The following is a 17,252-nucleotide window of genomic DNA, read 5'->3' on the forward strand; positions in this document are numbered from 1 at the left end:
GTTCAGTCTCATGTGTTTCCCCCGTCGTTTTGCGCAGCTTAGGCTATTTTGCGAAACACTGTGTCTCAGGTCACAAACTGTGAGAACTTCGCTTCACACCGCAGTTGTACGACCGACCTGGAGGTTTCGATGAGCCGCAATTCCCGATCAGGTAGTCGCCGCGCGGCAGCTGCCGCACTGGCGATCACCGCAAGTTTGTTCCTTGCATCATGTGCTGGAAATGACGACAACGAGGGCGGGGGCGGAGGCGAGTCGGCTGATTCCGGGTCGTCGTTGAAGATCGGAATGGTCAACGAGCAGGCCGATCCCGGATCGCCCACCAAGGGCGGTACTCTCACGTTCAGCGGCTACTCGCCGGTGACGACGCTCGATCCGGCCAAGGCTCAAGTGAGCGGCTCCACCGGTGGCAGCGAGCTCAGTGCAATCTACGACGTGCTGATGCGATACGACCCCATCGAGCAGACGTTTGAACCGCAGCTGGCGGAGTCGCTCGAGCCCAATGCAGAAAGCACAACGTGGACGTTGAAGCTGCGCGACGGTGTGACGTTCAGCGACGGAACACCTTTCGATGCGCAGGCCGTCACGGCGAGTATCAACCGGTACATGACCAACAAGGGACCGCAGTCGGGGTTGTGGATTGCCAAGGTCGCCTCGATGGACACGCCGGATGCAACGACGGTCGTCTTCAACCTGGTTGATCCCTGGACGGGAATCGAGCCGATGCTCTCCACCGGCCCCGGAATGATCGTCGCTCCGGCTGCGCAGCAGGGTGATCAGTTCACGCCGATCGGCGCCGGTGCGTTCACGCTCGAGAAGTTTGCTCCCAACGAGGAAATGCTGCTCGCTGCTCGTCCCGATTACTACGGCGGCGCGCCGAATGTCGACAAGCTCAAGATGGTCAGCATTCTCGGTGCACAGCCCACCTCCGAGGCGTTGAAGTCCGGTGGGATCGACGCCGCGTACATACGAACGTTGGGGCCGATCCTCGATCTGGTGGAGTCCGACTACCCGGGATTCATCGACATTCCCTCGCTCGGCTACATCGCAAACGTCAACATGGCCGCTGGTCGACCCGGAGCGGATCTGCGTGTGCGCCAAGCGATGGCATACGCCGTCGATCCGGCCACCCTTGATGTCCGGGCCAATGACGGCAAGGGCCTTCCGGGTCAGGTGATCTTCCAGGACACGTCTCGCTGGCACAACGATGTCGCTCCGATCGGTGTGGATCCGGCCAAGGCCAAGGAACTGCTCGATCAGGCGAAGGCGGACGGTTACAACGGCAAGATCAGCTACCTCACCATGCAGGAGCCGTCGGCGCAGGCCACGGCACTCGCTGTGCAGGCCATGCTCAACGCCGTCGGGTTCGACGTCCAGATCGAGAACGTCAACAACGTCGGTGACCTGGTCAAGCGGATGTACGCCGATCGCGACTACGACATGGCGACCGCTGCTCTCAACCTCACCGAGGCGGACCCCTCCGAACGTCTCTACACGGGTCTCAAGACCGGTGGGCGTAACAACACCACGGGTTACTCGGACGCCGAAATGGATCAGTTGCTCGACGAGTTGGGTGTTGCAATCAGCGACGACGACAAGAAGGCCGTCCTCGTGAAGATTCAGGAACGCGCCAACGAAACCCTGCCGTGGCAGGTGTGGGGCACCGGACCGGCTTTGGACGTGTGGAACCAGAATGTGCACGGACTTCAGCCGAGTATCGACGGGATTCTGCTCTTCGACGAGGTGTGGAAGAAGTAGGGGCTACGCCCCCGTGCGCCTTTCTGGTAGCCCCCACTGCCAGAAAGGCGCACAGGCCATTGGCCTCGTACTTTCCACTGAGTGGGACTGAGAATTAATACTTGTGCCTTAGGTCACAAACTGTGACAGCTTCGCATCACATCACAGTTGAAGGTCCGATCTGGAGGTTCGTAAATGAGTCGCAGTTCTAGGCGCGGCAGTCGAAAGGTCGCAGCAGTCGCACTGGCTGTTTCCGCCGGTTTGTTCTTGGCTTCGTGTGCCGACAGTGGAGCGGACGGCGGCAGCGGCGACGCACCCGAGTCCGGCTCAGCTCTGACGATCGGTCCCGTCAACGCATCGACGAACGAGGGCGATCCGGTCAAGGGGGGAACGCTGACATTCAGTGGATACTCCGCGGTGACAAGTCTCGATCCCTCGAAGACACAGATTGCCGGCTCGGTGGCCGGCTCGGAGCTCGGGGCGATCTACGACACCCTGCTTCGTTACGATCCCACGTCGCAGAAGTTCGTTCCGAAGCTCGCCAACTCGATGTCGCCGAGTTCGGATTTCAAGACCTGGACGCTCAAGCTGCGCGATGGTGTGAAGTTCAGTGACGGCACGCAGGTCGACTCTGCGGCAGTGTCGTCGAGCCTGGCTCGATACGTCACCAACAAGGGACCGCAGTCCAGCCTGTACGCGTCGAAGGTCGCGTCGGTCGACACGCCGGACGCGTCGACGGTTGTCTTCAATCTCGTCGACCCGTGGACGGGTATCGAGTCGCTGCTCGCCACCGGCCCCGGAATGATCGTTGCGCCCAGCGCGCAGCAGGGTGATCAGTTCACGCCGATCGGCGCGGGTGCGTTCACACTCGAGAAGTTCGCTCCCAACGAGGAGCTGATTCTCGACGCTCGTGAGGATTACTTCGCGGGTGCCCCGAACGTGGACAAGTTGCGCATGATCAGCATCGTCGGTTCGCAGGCCACGAGCGAGTCGCTCAAGAGTGGCGGCGCAGATGCCGCGTACATGCGATCACTGCCGAACGTGCTCGACCTCATCGACTCCGGCTACCCGGGCTACGTCGACATCCCGTCGCTGTCGTACCTGTCACTGCTCAACACGGCTCCGGGTCGCCCGGGCGCCGACGTGCGCGTGCGTCAGGCACTGGCTCTGGCAACGGATCCCGTTGCACTCGACAACCGACTCAACGAAGGTAAGGGCCTACCGGGGCAGGTCATCTTCCAGGACAGCTCGCGCTGGCACAACGACGAGGCTCCGATCGGTGTCGACCCGGCCAAGGCCAAGCAGCTTCTCGACGAGGCCAAGGCTGACGGTTACGACGGCAAGATCACGTACCTGACAATGCAGGAGAATTCGGCTCAGGCGATGGCTCTCGCGCTGCAGTCGATGGCAAATGCCGTTGGTTTCGACTTCCAGATCGAGTACGTCAACTCGGTTGCCGACGTCGTCAAGCGTTTGTACGTCGACCGCGACTTCGACATGTCGACCGGCTCCGCCAACCTTCCGGAAGCCGATCCGTTCGAGCGTCTGTACTCGAACCTCAAGACCGGTGGACGTAACAACGCAACAAGCTTCTCCGACGCTCAGATGGACACGCTGCTCGACGAGTTGGGTGTCGCGACGTCCGATGACGCGAAGAAAGAGGTCCTGGCCAAGATCCAGGCACGCGCCACTGAGGTTGTGCCGTGGCAGATCCTCGGCAACACGCCGTGGCTTGGCGTGTGGGCCAAGAACGTTCACGGTGTCCAGCAGAGCATCGACGGAATCATGTTCTTCGACGAGGCGTGGAAGACCAACTGACGGAACGTGAATAACTGAGTACGGCAAAGCTGAAGCCGGAGATGCGCACTGCATCTCCGGCTTCGGTGTATTTCGGGGTGTCCAGGTATTTCGCGGTATCTAGTCCATCAGATCGTGGACATAGCACCAGCGCCAGGACTCGCCAGGTTCGTGGGACCGCATCACGGGGTGTCCGGTCTCGCGATAGTGATTGGTGGCGTGTTGGTGCGGGCTGGAGTCGCAACATCCGACGTGGCCGCAGGTGAGGCAGATTCGCAAGTGTGACCAGTTGTCCTCGCCCAGCTTGGCGCATTCTTGACAGACGCCGGGAGTTAAAGCGGCCGGGTCGGTTTCGGGCGTTTCAGCCAATTCTTCGCAACCGCTTGCCACCGGTTCGGGTGCCGGTGTGCGGGCGGCGACGCGCTTCAGGATTTTTTTCATCACCATCCATAGTGCACGGTGGCCGCCGATCCTGCATGCTGCCAGAGTGAACGGCATATTACTGGGGGTTGTAGTAGCGGCTTTGCTGGTCGCAGCGGTTGCGCGTCGATTCGGTTTGTCGTCGCCGTTGATACTGGTGGTCTTCGGGTTGATCGCGTGTCAGGTACCCGGCGTACCGGATCTCGAGCTCGATCCGGATCTTGTTCTGTTCGTGGTGTTACCACCGTTGCTGTACTCGGCGGCGTTGGACAGTTCATATCTGGCATTGCGATCGAATCTGCGTCCCATCGGGTTGCTCGCGGTGGGTCTGCCCCTCGCGACGACCGCAGCGGTCGGCTTGGTCGCGTATCTGATCGTGCCGGAGTTCTCGATTGCCGCGGCGTTGGTTCTCGGTGCGATTGTGGCGCCGCCGGATGCGGTGTCGGCGAGCGCAATCGGACGTAGGCTCGGACTGCCGCGTCGGATCATGACACTCCTGGGCGGTGAGAGCCTGCTCAACGACGCCACCGCCCTGACGGCCTACAAGGTTGCCTTGGCGGCGGCCGTTGGCACGGGTGCCACATTGGCGAGCGGGTTCGAGACGTTTGTGATCGCCGCTGTCGGCGGAACGGCGATCGGGCTTGCGGTGGGGTTCGTGATCTCCAAAGTGCGTGGCAAACTTCGCGATCCGGTGATGGAGAGTGCAATCGGCTTGGTGGTGCCGTTCTTCACCTACCTGGCTGCGGAAGAGATCCATGCGTCGGGCGTCATTGCCGTAGTGGTGGCCGGCCTTTTCCTGGGTCAGCGTTCCACTCGGGCCAGTTATGCGACACGCCTGCAGGATACGGCCGTGTGGAAGGCCGTCGACCTCATCCTCGAGTCGTTTGTGTTCCTGTTGATCGGGCTCCAATTGCCCAGTGTTGTGAGCGGATTGCAGGGGTACAGCACCTCGATGGTGGTGTGGGCGTCCATCGCGGTGCTCGCGACCGTTGTGGTTGTGCGGATCGCGTGGGTCTTTCCGGCCACGTACCTGCCGCGGTGGTTGTCGCCGCGGATCCGCGCGCGGGAACCGGACGTGTCGGTGCGGTCGGTATTTGTCGTGTCGTGGGCAGGGATGCGCGGAGTCGTGTCGCTGGCAGCAGCATTTGCCATTCCCTTGACAGTGAACAGTGGTGAGGAGTTCCCCGGGCGTTCGCTGATCTTGTTCCTGACATTTGTCGTCGTGGTCGGAACATTGCTCCTGCACGGTCTTTCGTTGCCGTGGGTTATCCGCACGCTCGGTGTTCAGGGGGAGGAAGCGCAGTCCGACGCGAGAGCGGAGGCGGCCGCGCAGGACAAGGCGGCGCGGGCAGCAGCAGCGCGGCTGGACGAGTTGGTTGCCGAGCAGGACGGAGGTGTGCCCGCGGTGCGGGATCGAGCGGCGGACATCCTGCGGACCTGGAACACGCACCGAGCCAATTCGGCGTGGGAGCGGCTTGGGCGTAGCGACGACGATCTGGGGGAGAGCCCGTCGGCGGCATTCCGGGCTCTGCGTCTCGAGATGATCGACGCCGAGCGGACTGTGTTCATTGCCGAACGCGATGGCGGCCGCATCGATGACGAGGTCCTACGGAAGGTGCTACGTGAGCTGGATCTGGAGGAAGCGACCTTGGATCGGGACTAGATCGGGACTAGACCGATAGGTCTCTTTGGTTTGGCGGAATGCGCAGGCCAGGGCGATTTAGATAACCGTTGAGGACCGCAACTTAACCAATTCCACTGAGCGGGACTCGTTCGAACCATTCTGTGCGTCGCATCACACACTGTTTCTTGTTCAACAAGAAGTCACAGTTTTTCCTGCCTTGGAGGCATCAGAATGAGTCGTAGTTCCCGCCGCGGGCATCGCAGATTAGCTGCGGTCACGCTGGCGATCACCGCAAGTATGTTCCTGGCGTCGTGCGCCGACAACGGGTCGAGCGGCGGCGGTGAATCTGTCGAGTCGGGTTCCGCGCTCAAGATCGGATTGGTCAACGAACAGGCTGATCCCGGCACCCCGACCACGGGTGGCACGCTGACGTTCAGCGGTTATTCCGCAGTGACATCGCTCGATCCGGCGAAGATCCAGGTTGCCGGCGCAACAGGTGGCAGTGAGCTCAGCGCGATCTACGACGTGCTGATGCGCTACGACCCCATCGAGAAGACGTTCGTTCCGCAGTTGGCGCAGTCCCTCGAGCCGAGCTCGGACAGCAAGACGTGGACGCTGAAGCTTCGTGACGGCGTCAAGTTCAGTGACGGAACATCTCTCGATTCCAAGGCAGTTGTCGACAGCATCAACCGCTACGTCAACAACAAGGCAGCGCAGTCGAGCCTGTGGGCAGCCAAGGTTGCCTCGATGGACACCCCGGACGCGTCGACGGTTGTCTTCAACCTCGTCGACCCGTGGACGGGTATCGAATCGATGCTCTCTACTGGTCCCGGCATGATCGTCGCTCCGGCTGCGCAGCAGGGTGATCAGTTCACGCCGATCGGCGCCGGCGCATTCACACTCGAGCGTTTTGCTCCCAACGAGGAGCTGTTGCTCGCTGCCCGTCCCGATTACTTCGGCGGCGCACCGAAGGTCGACAAGCTCAAGCTCATCAGCATCGTCGGAGCTCAGCCCACTGCCGAGGCTCTCAAGACCGGTGGCATCGACGCGGCGTACATGCGTACGCTCACCCCGATCCTCGATCTGATCGAGAACGGCAACCCTGGCTTCATCGACATCCCGTCGCTCGGCTACATCGCGAACGTCAACATGGCCGAAGGTCGCCCCGGTTCGGATCTTCGTGTGCGCCAGGCAATGGCAATGGCGATCGACCCCGAAACCCTCAACACCCGCGTCAACAACGGCAAGGGCCTTCCCGGACAGGTGATCTTCCAGGACACCTCCCGCTGGCACAACGACGTCGCTCCGACCGGTGTGGATCCGGCCAAGGCCAAGGAACTGCTCGATCAGGCCAAGGCAGACGGCTTCGACGGCAAGGTCACCTTCCTCTCCATCCAGGAGCCGTCCGCACAGTCGACTGCGCTCGGCGTGCAGGCAATGCTCAACGCAGTCGGTTTCGACACGCAGATCGAGTACGTCACCGGCGCAGGCGATCTGGTCAAGCGGATGTACGTCGACCGTGACTACGACATGAGCACCGCAGCCGGTTCACTGTCCGAGGCAGACCCGTTCGAGCGTCTGTACACGGGCATCAAGTCCGGTGGCCGTAACAACGTCACCAACTACGCCGACGCCGAGATGGACGTCCTTCTCGATCAGCTCGGTGTTGCCACCAACGACGAGGACAAGAAGGCTGTTCTCGCAAAGATTCAGGAACGCGCCACCGAGACGGTGCCGTGGATCGTCTGGGGCAACGTCCCGACGCTGGACGTGTGGAACACGAACGTTCACGGCCTGAAGCAGAGCATCGACGGAATCATGCTGTTCGACAGCGTTTGGAAGTCCTGACTCGACCTACACGTGTCCGGCCCTCGCGGGGCCGGACACGTTAACCGAGACGAATGAGATACGAGGAATTGCTGTGAATTGCGAGTTGGCTGCCCGAAGGAGACGAAATCTATGAACATCGGCGCAATCGGTAAGAAGTTGGGCCAGCTCGTCATTGTGCTCCTCATCGTCAGTTTCGGAACCTTCGTGCTGGCGTCGTTGATCCCCGGTGACCCGGCGGTCGCGGTATTGGGTGAGGGTCGTACCCCCGCCGAATACGAGGAAATGCGCCAGCAGCTCGGACTCAACGATCCACTCCTGGTTCGTTATTGGGACTGGTTGACGAGCGCCCTTACCGGTGATCTCGGTACCTCGCTGGTCCCGCCGCAGCAGGAAGTTCTCTCCGCAATCGGCTCGGCTCTCCCGGTCAGCGTTCAGCTTGCAGTGATGGGCCTTGTCATCGCTCTTGTTGTCGCCGTTCCGCTCGCACTGTGGTCGGCACATCACGAGGGTGGCGTCATCGACCGCGTCATCAGCGCCGCAACGTTCGGTGTTCTCTCGATTCCGAGCTTCCTGGCCGGTTTGCTCCTCATCATGGTGACGGTGAACTGGTTGGGTTGGTTCCCGCGCTCGCAGTGGGTGCGAATCGGGGACAGCATCTCCGGAAACCTATCGCACGCAATACTTCCCGCAATCACCATCAGTCTGCTCGAGATGGCGATGTTCACCCGCGTTCTGCGCAGCGACCTCGTGACCACCTTGCGTGAGGATTACATCCTCGCTTCGAAGGCCAAGGGCATGCCCACGCTGCGCGTCCTGTTCAGTGACGCCTTGCGGCCGTCGTCGTTCTCGCTCATCACCATGATGGGTCTGGCACTCGGCGGCATGATCGGCAGCACCGTCATCGTCGAGACACTGTTCTCGCTGCCCGGTATGGGCACACTCATCGTTCGGGCTGCACAACAAGGCGATTCGCCGATGCTGTTGGGTGCGGTGGTCGTGATTGCCGTCATCTACGTGGTCGTCAACAGTGCGATCGACGTTCTGTACACCTATCTTGACCCGAGGAGTCGTCGTGTCCATGTCTGAAGTGACGCCCGACGGAGCGGCCCCCGCGCCGGCCCCGTCCGAGGTGATGACATATCGGCAGCAGACCGTCCTGCTTGCGCCCGGTCCGATAGAAACGCTGGAGAAGCCGAAGAACCTGGTCCTGATCGGCACGATCCTGACCGTCGTCGGTATCGCTCTGCTCGGCACCGCCCTCTTCGGGTCCGGCATCATGATGATCGTTCGTATCGTCATCGGCCTGGCCTCGCTCGTGTTCCTGTTCAAGGGACTGGGGAAGATCGGTATCGCCAGGTGGGGGAGCCAATTCGACCTGTCGTACTGGCTGGCCTGCATCTGGCTCGTAGCGCTGGTTGTTGCGGCCATCGTCGCGCCGCTCCTGCCGCTCGGTGAATACAAGGACACGGTCAAGACTTTGGCCGAGCCCGGCTTTGCACCTCCGAGCCTGCTCTCGGAGCATCCGCTCGGTACCAACAACTTCGGTCTCGATCTCCTGGCCCGCGCGCTGTACGGAGCGCGTGCCTCGCTCACCGTCGCAATCTGCGCGGTGCTCATCGGCATCGTCATCGGCGGCACGATCGGCGTCATGGCCGGGTACTTCCGCGGCAAGATCGACGCGGTAGTCGGGATCCTCACCAACTCGCTGCTCGCAATTCCGTCCCTGGTTCTGCTGATCGCGCTGGCTGCTGTCCTTACGTCGAACCTGCGCAACATCACCCTGGCACTGTCGATTCTCTGCATTCCCAGCATGGTTCGAATAGCAAGAGCCAATACGATAGTGGTCGCCCAACGTGAGTTCGTGCTCGCTGCCCGGGCAATGGGTGCCACCAAATGGCGAGTCATCTGGCGAGAACTGGTACCCAATGTTCTGGTTCCCGTCGCAGCACTCGGCCTCGTCGCCGTGTCCGGCCTGATCGTCGCGGAAGCATCGCTCAGCTTCCTCGGACTTGGTATCGCTCAGCCGGATCCCACGTGGGGCAACATGATTGCAGAAGGCCAGGGCGGCATCGTGGAGAAGCACCCGTTCATCGTTTTGGTGCCCGGCGTCTTCCTCTTCCTGACGGTGTTCTCGTTCAACCTCATCGGTGAGAAGTATCGGAGCAAGCTGTGACCACTTCAGTGACAAATGGCGTACCGCTGCTGCAAGCGGACAACATCCGAACCGTATTTGCGACTCCCCGAGGCAAACTGCGGGCCGTCGACGGTGTGTCCATCCACGTTTCCGAGGGTGAGACTCTTGGCATCGTCGGTGAGTCGGGTTCCGGCAAGTCGGTTCTCGGCCGCACCATCATGGGTCTGCTGGAGAAGGGTCCGGCACTCGACATCACCGGAACGGTCACGTTTGCGGGCCGCGACATGTCGACGATGAAAAAGTCGGAGATGAAGCACTTCTGGGGCCCGGAGATCGCCATGGTCTTCCAGGATCCGATGACGTCGCTCAACCCGTTCAAGCGAATCGGCACGCACATCACCGAATCCTTGAAGTTCCATCTCGGACTCAAGAAGGACGCGGCCCGTGACCGCGCCGCTGAACTCCTGTCGATGGTGGGAATTCCGGAGCCCAAGCGTCGCCTCGACCAGTACCCCCACGAGCTGTCCGGTGGTATGCGCCAGCGAGTTGTCATCGCAATGGCTTTGGCCTGCGAGCCGAAGCTGCTGATCGCCGACGAGCCGACGACGGCTCTCGACGTGACGGTGCAGAAGCAGATCCTGGATCTGCTCGCCTCGCTCAACGACAAGCTCAACATGGCCGTGATTCTCATCAGTCACGACCTGGGCGTGGTGTCGGGACGCTCCGATCGCGTCGCCGTCATGTACGCCGGTTCCGTCGTGGAAACATCGGCGACGGAAGAGCTTTTCTCGCGTCCACGGCATCCGTACACGGAAGCGCTGATGGCCGCGATTCCGCGCCTCGAATCGCCGACGCACACGGTGCTGCAAACCATTCCGGGCGGACTGCCGGACATGACAAAGCCGATGACCGGTTGCCGCTTTGCAGCTCGCTGCAAGTACGCGCAGGACGACTGCCTGACCGGCGACCCGGCACTCGCGCTCGGCGGACCGGGCGACAACACGTCCGACGGCCACTCGTTTGCGTGCCATTTCCCCGTCGACACCCCTGAGGGCACAGCGGCATTGGTAGCCAACGAGAAGGCCGGCAAGACCGCAGCGGGCCTCTCGCTCGCAGTGAAGGAGATGGTCTGATGACTGCAGCAACCGATACCAAGAAGCCGGTAAAGCTCGACGACGCATTGACGGTCGAAGATCTGGTTGTCGAGTTCAATGTCGGCAAGGGACAGACAGTTCACGCCGTCTCGGGAATCAGCTTCACCGTCGCTGCGGGTGAAACCCTCGGCGTGGTGGGCGAATCCGGTTGCGGTAAATCGACCGCCGGGCGAGCCATCATGCAGTTGCCCTCGCCGACATCGGGGTCCATCCGGCTCGGTGACGTGGAGATGACGGAGCTGGGATCGGAAGAGTTGCGTCGCAGCCGTACTCAGCTGCAGATGATCTTCCAGGATCCGATTTCCTCGCTCAACCCGCGCCGCAAGGTCAAGGCGCTCGTGACCGAAGGACCGTCGATCTGGGGTGGTGAGGACAAGGCCGCAATCGAGGCCCGCGCTCGCGCCGTCCTTGCCGAGGTCGGCCTCGACCCCGACGTGGTCTGGGATCGCACCCCTCGCGAATTGTCGGGCGGTCAGTGCCAACGTGTCTGCATCGCAAGAGCTTTGATGCTCGATCCCAAGGTGCTGATCTGCGACGAACCCGTCTCCAGTCTCGACGTCTCGGTGCAGGCACAGATCCTCAACCTGCTCGAGGATGCCAAGCGGCGGCACGGGCTGTCACTGCTCTTCATCGCGCACAACATGGCCGTTGTGAAGAACATCAGCGACCGCGTGATGATCATGTACTTGGGCCGCGTCTGCGAAATCGTTCCCGCAGAAGACATGCAGAACCGTGCGCTGCATCCGTACACGCAGTTGCTGCTGTCCTCGATCCCCGATCCCGACGCAACGGTGACTGCGGCGCAGAACGTCGACCAGAAGGTCGTGGAGCTTCCGTCGCCGCTGAACCCGCCGAGCGGCTGCCGGTTCCGCACCCGGTGCCCTCTCGCCACGGATCGCTGCGCCGAGGAAGTTCCGGAGCTACGACTCGTCGACGGCGGACACCAGGTGGCGTGCCACAACGTGTGAGTTGAGCTAGACGCGCAACATGTTTCGGACGTGACCTGTTTCGTTGACCGACGCAACCCGTCGATTACCGTTGCGGGACACGAGAATACGAGTGACGGAGACATACTCGATCGGGAACGTCAGCGGACGCTCCAGGCCGAGTAACTCCTGCAGAACGATATTGACGACGCCGCCGTGGCAGAACACCGCCACGGTGGCGTCGTTGTCCGTTGACGCCACGATGTCGTCGATCGCTCCGAGGACACGAGTGCGGAATGCGTCGGCGTCGATCGATTCGGGTAGCCAACCGGCTTTGATGCGCTCGTAGGTCTGTGGTGCTCGCTCCAAGACCTGGTGCATCGGAATGTAGTGGGATTGCTCGGCGTCGTACTCGGCCAGACCCGCAAGGTCGGTGACCGGGAGTCCTAGAACTTTCGATACGGGAGCCGCGGTTTCCAGAGCGCGCTTTTGTGGGCTGCTGAACAGCCCCGTGATCCGGTACGGGGCCAACGCCGCAGGCAGTCGGTGTGCCTGGGCGTGGCCCTCGTCTGTCAGCGCGGGATCAGCACGACCCTCGGTGACCTCTGCCAGTTCAGGGAGCGCGTGTCGGATCAGGAGTAGTTGCACACGGGACACCTTGCCAGACGGCCGTGTCGGCGGGGATCGTGCCGTTGCCGGGTAGTGGACCACTGGCAAGCAGAACGTCACCGTCGGGAAGCGCGATTGGCTTGGAAGACGTGTTGACGACGCAGCGCAGCGCACTGCCGCGCCGGAAGTCCAGCACCTGATCGTTGTCGTCGCTCATCCAGGTCAGCGTCGCGGTAGTCAGCGGCTCGGTGGCCAGCGCCGACAGGCTGCGGCGTAGGGACAGCGCGCTGCGGTAGAGCTCGAGAGTGGAGTCGGCCTTGCCCGTCTGGAACTCGACGGTGCGCTCACTCCAACCCTGCGGCTGTGGCAGCCAGGGAGCCTGGTTGGCGTTCGGGGGGCTGAAGCCGTATGGGGCGGTGTCGCCCGACCACGGCAGCGGAACTCGGCAGCCGTCGCGGCCACGCTCGCGGTGCCCGGTCCGTTCCCAGATCGGATCCTGCAACTGATCGTCCGGGATGTCCTCCACCTCGGCCAGGCCGAGTTCTTCGCCCTGATAGATGTAAACCCCGCCTGGGAGTGCAAGCATCAGCATCGCCGCGGCGCGTGCCCGCCGCTCGCCGAGTTCGAAGTCGCCGGGGATGTCGCGGATCTGGCTGAGGAACCAGGTGCGCGAATCTGTCTGCGGCCTCGCATATTTGGAAAGATGACGGACGCCGTCATGGTTGGACAGTACCCAGGTGGGAGATGCATTCACTGCAGCATGCGACGTGATCGTTGTGTCGATGACGCTGCGTAGCGTCGCTCCGTTCCACGGCGCGAGCAGGAAGTTGAAGTTGAAGGCGCTGTGGAGTTCGTCCGGGCGCAGGTAACGGGTGAGGCGTGCGGGGTTGCCCACCCAGGCTTCGGCGACAAATACGCGCGGCGGATCGTAACTGTCGGCCACCGCTCGCCAGGAACGGTAGATGTCGTGGACTTCGTCGCGGTCGAAGTGCGGATGCTCCACCGGTTCGGAACCGTCGGCGGGGACCGGCGTGGGGTAGGTCAGCCCGTTCAGGTCGGGCAGATCCGCGTCTTTGCACAGTGACTGGGCGACGTCGATGCGGAATCCGTCGACACCACGGTCGAACCAGAACCGCAACGTCGTCTCGAAGTCGCCGCGGATATCCGCGTTGCGCCAGTTCACATCCGGCTGTCCGGGTGTGAAGAGGTGTAGGTACCACTCACCTGGATTGCCGTCCGAATCCTTGACGCGCGTCCACGCGGGACCGCCGAAGGAGCTGACCCAGTCGTTAGGTGCCTCGTCGCCTGCCGCACCTTTGCCCGGGCGGAAGTGGAACCGTCCGCGCTCGGCCGATCCGGGCTGCGCGAGCAGGGCTTCCTGGAACCACGGATGCGCCTCGGAGACGTGGTTGGGCACCAGGTCGAGGATGACGCGCATCCCGAGATCATGGGCTTCGGCGATCATGGCCTCGGCCTGTTCCATCGTGCCGAATGACGGTTCGATGCTGCGGTAGTCGGAGATGTCGTAGCCCGCATCCTCCATCGGCGACGGGTACCACGGGTTGACCCAGATGGCATCGACGCCCAACTCTGCCAGATAGCTCAAGCGATTTCGGATTCCGGCGATGTCGCCGACGCCGTCACCATTGCCGTCGGCAAAGCTGCGGATGTACACCTGGTAGATCGCGGCGCTGCGCCACCATTCGTTGTCGCGGAAGGTGTTGTCGGGCAGGGTGAGATTCGGGGATTCGTGGGGCACCCTTCCGTTCTAACAGGTTGAGTGCGGCCAAATTTCGGCAGTCTTGTTGAGTGAGAAGTTCGAGGTTTCGAGGTCGAGACGTCCCCGCGGGGACGTTTTCGGCAAACCTGTCGGTACCCGCGTCTACTGTCGACGCACATTCGTAACGGTGGGGGGACATCATGACGAAAACAGACAGAGGCGTGACCAGGGATAGTGGCGTGACCAGGGATAGTGTTGCGGCAACAGATAGGGATACAGCCGACCGGCTCGGTACCGAAATCTGCGCACTTGCCGGGCACATTGCGGCAGCTACCGCCAGATTTCTGACTTTGGTGGCGCGATTCGACGAGACTCGCGGCTGGACGGGGCCTGGCCTGCATTCGTGCGCCCATTGGCTGTCCTGGAAGTGTGGGCTCAGCCAGCATACCGGGCGCGAATATGTCCGGGTTGCAAAAGCTCTCACCACGCTGCCGAACATGCGTGCTGCGTTTGAAGAAGGTCGCTTGTCCTATTCCAAAGTCCGATCTTTGACTCGTGTCGCCACGCCGCTCAACGACAAACAGATGGTGCGCCTCGGCACGAGTGCTCCGTCCGGCCAGATCGACCGTCTTGTTGCCGGCTTACGTAAGGCAACGAGCGATGATCAGGGCAAGCCGAAACTGGACCGGTTCGAAACCCGGTGGCACTGGGATCCGGATACTGGCGACTTCGTTTTCCAGGGACGCCTCGCAGCGCAAGACGGTGCAAAGGTATTGGCGGCGTTGACAAATGCGGAACGAGATCGCACGCGCACGACGGAAGCAGCTGGGGAACCACAAGAACCACAAGAACCACAGGTTGCCAATACGGTGCGGCGCCCACTGCGCAACATCGGTCCGGCGCTGGTCGCAATGGCTGACATCCTCGCGGTAGCAACGGATGCCGGCAAACGTACCCGCCCAGCCGAAGTGGTGTTTCTACGTGAGGAGAAGGTTGTACGCGTGTCCGGTGGGCCCGCGCTCGAGGACGCTGACGCCGACGAAGTGCTGTGCGACGCACGGGTGCGGGCCGCAACCACCAAGCAGGGGTGCATGCTCAGTCTGGGTCGGCGCACCCGCATTACCAGTGCAAAGCAGATGACTGCGCTCATGTACCGCGACGGGTGTTGCCGCACACCAGGATGCGGACGCACGCGCTTCCTACACGCTCATCACGTTCGATTCTGGCGTGCTGGTGGGAAGACGGATCTCGACAACCTGATCATGTTGTGCGGCACGTGCCATCGGGCGTTGCACCGCGATGAGTTCATGATTACTGCGATTGGAGAGCAACAATTCGAGTTCCGGCTTCGTGGCGGTTCGGTGATGGAACCGGCGCCGCCGTCAGTGGGTTTCGCGGATCGATTGCTCAGCGGTGAGATCGCCGACGATGCGATAGTGCCCGACTGGGGCGGCGACGCTCTCCGCCTGAATCACGCAGTCAGCGTCATTCTGGACGGTTGGGCTGCGTAAGACGGTTGGGCTGCGTATGCAGCGGCTTGTGGAGCGTCACCGTTGCCAATGCCAGCAGCCGGTCGTCCGCACTGGCGTCGACGAGCTGGATGCTCAGTACTGCGTGATCCGCGGCGTCGCGGATCACCGTGCCGTAGGACCGCGCTGGTCCAGTTCGGACTTGCGACAGGTAGTGCATCTGCATATCTGTTGCAACCAGCTCGGGCCGCATGGCCTGGGCCGCCGACTCTACGAGCAGGGCCTGCGCGCCGCCCATGATCGTGCCGATCTGATTGACCACAAACGGAGTGAGTTCGAGTTCGAGCACGCCGGCCGAAGCATCGATGACCCGCATTCCCAATCGGGAGTAGATCGTTCCCTCGACCGCTTGGGTCGGATGCTCCCTGAGTGTGCCGATCCACTGGTCCGGGGTGTACGAATCCGCGTCCCCAGCGGCCGAACGAGGAATGCGGGCAAAGGTGACGAGTCCGCGAGCTGCGAGGGTGGGACCGCTGCCCGAGTCGATTGCGTCGGCCAACTCACGGAGGTCGGTAAGGCCGTGGCCGTCGTAGACATCGGCGGAGACGATGATCGTCTTCTTGCCGATGCGCACGAGGTTACTGTCGACGACGATCGGCCCCTCGGTGAGTGGACCGGCCGAATGAAGTGAGAGATCTTGGGTTGCAGTCCAATCGGGCCGACAGGCCACCAATGCCGGGTCGGAGGTCACATAATCCGCCACGGTGACCAGGACTCCCAGGGAAGCCTGGCCCCCGTGTGACCGCAGTTTGTCGGTGAGATCGGCGCGCATCAGCGAGCGCTCCCGCGTCGGCTGGAACGAGGCCAGCCCGAAGTCGGAGGTGAAGGTTTTCATGCTTGCAAGCACCTGTGGCGACGAGCCGTTCGCGAGGACCATGAAAATGAGAATATCATTCTCATGTGACGGACCGGATCAGCTCCGCCAGTTTTTCGGGCTGATCGATCATCGCGTGATGGTGGGCGGGACGCAGGACGTGGAAGCGCCCGCCCAGGTATGTTGCGAGCCGCTGTTGTTTGGCCATCCAGGACACCGACCACGGGGTCGAGTGGCCGGTGTGAGCAGCTACGACGCTGATGCCGATGTCCGGCAGTCGGTGATCCTCGGACTCGCGTAACTTGTTGAGCTCCATCGCCATATCGGTGTAGGCGACATATTCGATCATGGCGGCTTCGAGATAGTGCGGTTCGCGGTAGATGTGCCCAACCCATTCGGCCATTGTGTGAGACGGGCCTGTCGGGGGCACGGATTGGTTGAGGATCTTTCGCGTGGTGGTGCCCAGAAGTCGTTGCAGCCCAGCGATACTGGCGGTTGCAGCGGCCAGGTGTGAGGCCGTGAGCAAGAGGTTGCGCGGGACGAGCCGCTTCGGGTTTTTCTCGGCGCTAGAATCGAGGAGCAGGATGCCCGCTGCTCGCTCGGGAAACAGCCTCGCAAAACCCTCGGCATAGAAACCGGCTATCGAATGACCCACTGCCACAGCTGGTTCAGTGATTCCCACGGCATCGAGAACGTCGGCGATACGCTGCGCTTCGCCGCGAACGCTTGGGATTTGGGCCGAAGGCTCGCTGAGTCCGAAGCCGGGCCGATCGAACCGGACTACGGTGCGGTCGAGACTGAGGTTGCGCGCGCAGTCGTCCCAGTCGAACCAGTTGCCGGCCAGTCCGCCGCAGAGGACGACGGCAGGTCCGTCGCCCTCCACGAGCACATGCAGGCTGTCCCCGCCGACCGTCATCAACTCGCCCGGTGGTTTCACGTGGAACAGTCCCGGCATCAGTGC

The 17,252-nt window shown here is 62.2% G+C and carries 14 protein-coding genes; 9 read left to right on the plus strand and 5 right to left on the minus strand.

Features of this window, described 5'->3' with window-relative positions; translation table 11 throughout:
• Positions 1 to 129: 129 nt before the first annotated feature.
• Together C7T36_RS14030 and C7T36_RS14035 are read left to right on the plus strand one after the other, a co-directional pair.
• Positions 130 to 1,755 (plus strand): ABC transporter substrate-binding protein, encoded by a 1,626-nt coding sequence (locus tag C7T36_RS14030; protein ID WP_045066166.1) that lies wholly within the window; start codon positions 130 to 132, stop codon positions 1,753 to 1,755.
• Between the two features lie 174 nt (positions 1,756 to 1,929).
• The gene (locus C7T36_RS14035; RefSeq protein ID WP_033235349.1) at positions 1,930 to 3,552 is read left to right on the plus strand and encodes an ABC transporter substrate-binding protein; all 1,623 of its coding nucleotides are present in this window, start codon (positions 1,930 to 1,932) and stop codon (positions 3,550 to 3,552) included.
• 99 nt (positions 3,553 to 3,651) lie between these two features.
• Here C7T36_RS14035 and C7T36_RS14040 read toward each other — a convergent pair whose 3' ends face one another.
• Complete coding sequence (locus C7T36_RS14040; protein ID WP_033235431.1) at positions 3,652 to 3,972, minus strand: UBP-type zinc finger domain-containing protein; 321 nt, start codon at positions 3,970 to 3,972, stop codon at positions 3,652 to 3,654.
• Positions 3,973 to 4,018: 46 nt separating this feature from the next.
• On the opposite strand from C7T36_RS14040, the gene C7T36_RS14045 reads away from it, so the two are divergent.
• The 6 genes from C7T36_RS14045 to C7T36_RS14070 all read left to right on the plus strand — a co-directional run bounded on the left by C7T36_RS14045 (position 4,019) and on the right by C7T36_RS14070 (position 11,661).
• Complete coding sequence (locus C7T36_RS14045) at positions 4,019 to 5,614, plus strand: Na+/H+ antiporter (RefSeq protein ID WP_045066167.1); 1,596 nt, start codon at positions 4,019 to 4,021, stop codon at positions 5,612 to 5,614.
• 192 nt (positions 5,615 to 5,806) lie between these two features.
• On the plus strand, positions 5,807 to 7,423 hold the full coding sequence (locus C7T36_RS14050) for an ABC transporter substrate-binding protein (RefSeq protein WP_045066168.1): 1,617 nt from the start codon (positions 5,807 to 5,809) through the stop codon (positions 7,421 to 7,423).
• A 111-nt stretch (positions 7,424 to 7,534) separates the two neighbouring features.
• Entirely contained in the window at positions 7,535 to 8,491 is a 957-nt protein-coding gene (locus C7T36_RS14055) for an ABC transporter permease (protein ID WP_033235352.1), read from the plus strand.
• Positions 8,484 to 9,578, plus strand: a complete 1,095-nt coding sequence (locus C7T36_RS14060) for an ABC transporter permease (RefSeq protein WP_230590249.1) — start codon at positions 8,484 to 8,486, stop codon at positions 9,576 to 9,578. Before C7T36_RS14055 ends, C7T36_RS14060 begins: the two co-directional genes overlap by 8 nt.
• Positions 9,575 to 10,672, plus strand: a complete 1,098-nt coding sequence (locus C7T36_RS14065; protein WP_033235354.1) for an ABC transporter ATP-binding protein — start codon at positions 9,575 to 9,577, stop codon at positions 10,670 to 10,672. Before C7T36_RS14060 ends, C7T36_RS14065 begins: the two co-directional genes overlap by 4 nt.
• Entirely contained in the window at positions 10,672 to 11,661 is a 990-nt protein-coding gene (locus C7T36_RS14070; RefSeq protein ID WP_033235355.1) for an ABC transporter ATP-binding protein, read from the plus strand. The genes C7T36_RS14065 and C7T36_RS14070 overlap by 1 nt, the downstream gene beginning before the upstream one ends.
• Positions 11,662 to 11,667: 6 nt before the next feature.
• Here the strand turns inward: C7T36_RS14070 and C7T36_RS14075 are convergent, their stop codons facing one another.
• Positions 11,668 to 12,267: a histidine phosphatase family protein gene (locus C7T36_RS14075; RefSeq protein WP_045066172.1), complete on the minus strand. Its 600-nt coding sequence runs from the start codon at positions 12,265 to 12,267 to the stop codon at positions 11,668 to 11,670.
• A complete protein-coding gene (locus C7T36_RS14080) occupies positions 12,233 to 13,987 on the minus strand; it encodes a glycoside hydrolase family 13 protein (RefSeq protein WP_204368967.1) in 1,755 nt (584 codons plus the stop codon). The genes C7T36_RS14075 and C7T36_RS14080 overlap by 35 nt, the downstream gene beginning before the upstream one ends.
• Positions 13,988 to 14,187: 200 nt before the next feature.
• Here C7T36_RS14080 and C7T36_RS14085 point away from each other — a divergent pair, with 200 nt between their 5' ends.
• Positions 14,188 to 15,459, plus strand: a complete 1,272-nt coding sequence (locus tag C7T36_RS14085) for an HNH endonuclease signature motif containing protein (protein WP_239654668.1) — start codon at positions 14,188 to 14,190, stop codon at positions 15,457 to 15,459.
• Here the strand turns inward: C7T36_RS14085 and C7T36_RS14090 are convergent.
• Both C7T36_RS14090 and C7T36_RS14095 read right to left on the minus strand, forming a co-directional pair.
• Positions 15,434 to 16,312, minus strand: a complete 879-nt coding sequence (locus tag C7T36_RS14090) for a hypothetical protein (RefSeq protein WP_052683485.1) — start codon at positions 16,310 to 16,312, stop codon at positions 15,434 to 15,436. The genes C7T36_RS14085 and C7T36_RS14090 overlap by 26 nt on opposite strands.
• Before the next feature lie 61 nt (positions 16,313 to 16,373).
• Complete coding sequence (locus C7T36_RS14095) at positions 16,374 to 17,246, minus strand: alpha/beta fold hydrolase (RefSeq protein ID WP_084702579.1); 873 nt, start codon at positions 17,244 to 17,246, stop codon at positions 16,374 to 16,376.
• Between the last annotated feature and the right edge of the window lie 6 nt (positions 17,247 to 17,252).

The sequence above is a fragment of the Rhodococcus sp. AD45-ID genome (assembly GCF_003023755.1).
In the GTDB taxonomy this organism is placed as follows: domain Bacteria; phylum Actinomycetota; class Actinomycetes; order Mycobacteriales; family Mycobacteriaceae; genus Rhodococcus_F; species Rhodococcus_F globerula.

Coding starts and splice junctions, on each gene's coding strand:
- C7T36_RS14050 (WP_045066168.1), top strand. CDS start 5,807: ATGAGTCGTAGTTCCCGCCGCGGGCATCGCAGATTAGCTGCGGTCACG.
- C7T36_RS14070 (WP_033235355.1), top strand. CDS start 10,672: ATGACTGCAGCAACCGATACCAAGAAGCCGGTAAAGCTCGACGACGCA.
- C7T36_RS14030 (WP_045066166.1), top strand. CDS start 130: ATGAGCCGCAATTCCCGATCAGGTAGTCGCCGCGCGGCAGCTGCCGCA.
- C7T36_RS14040 (WP_033235431.1), bottom strand. CDS start 3,972: ATGAAAAAAATCCTGAAGCGCGTCGCCGCCCGCACACCGGCACCCGAA.
- C7T36_RS14095 (WP_084702579.1), bottom strand. CDS start 17,246: ATGCCGGGACTGTTCCACGTGAAACCACCGGGCGAGTTGATGACGGTC.
- C7T36_RS14035 (WP_033235349.1), top strand. CDS start 1,930: ATGAGTCGCAGTTCTAGGCGCGGCAGTCGAAAGGTCGCAGCAGTCGCA.
- C7T36_RS14055 (WP_033235352.1), top strand. CDS start 7,535: ATGAACATCGGCGCAATCGGTAAGAAGTTGGGCCAGCTCGTCATTGTG.
- C7T36_RS14060 (WP_230590249.1), top strand. CDS start 8,484: ATGTCTGAAGTGACGCCCGACGGAGCGGCCCCCGCGCCGGCCCCGTCC.
- C7T36_RS14090 (WP_052683485.1), bottom strand. CDS start 16,312: ATGAAAACCTTCACCTCCGACTTCGGGCTGGCCTCGTTCCAGCCGACG.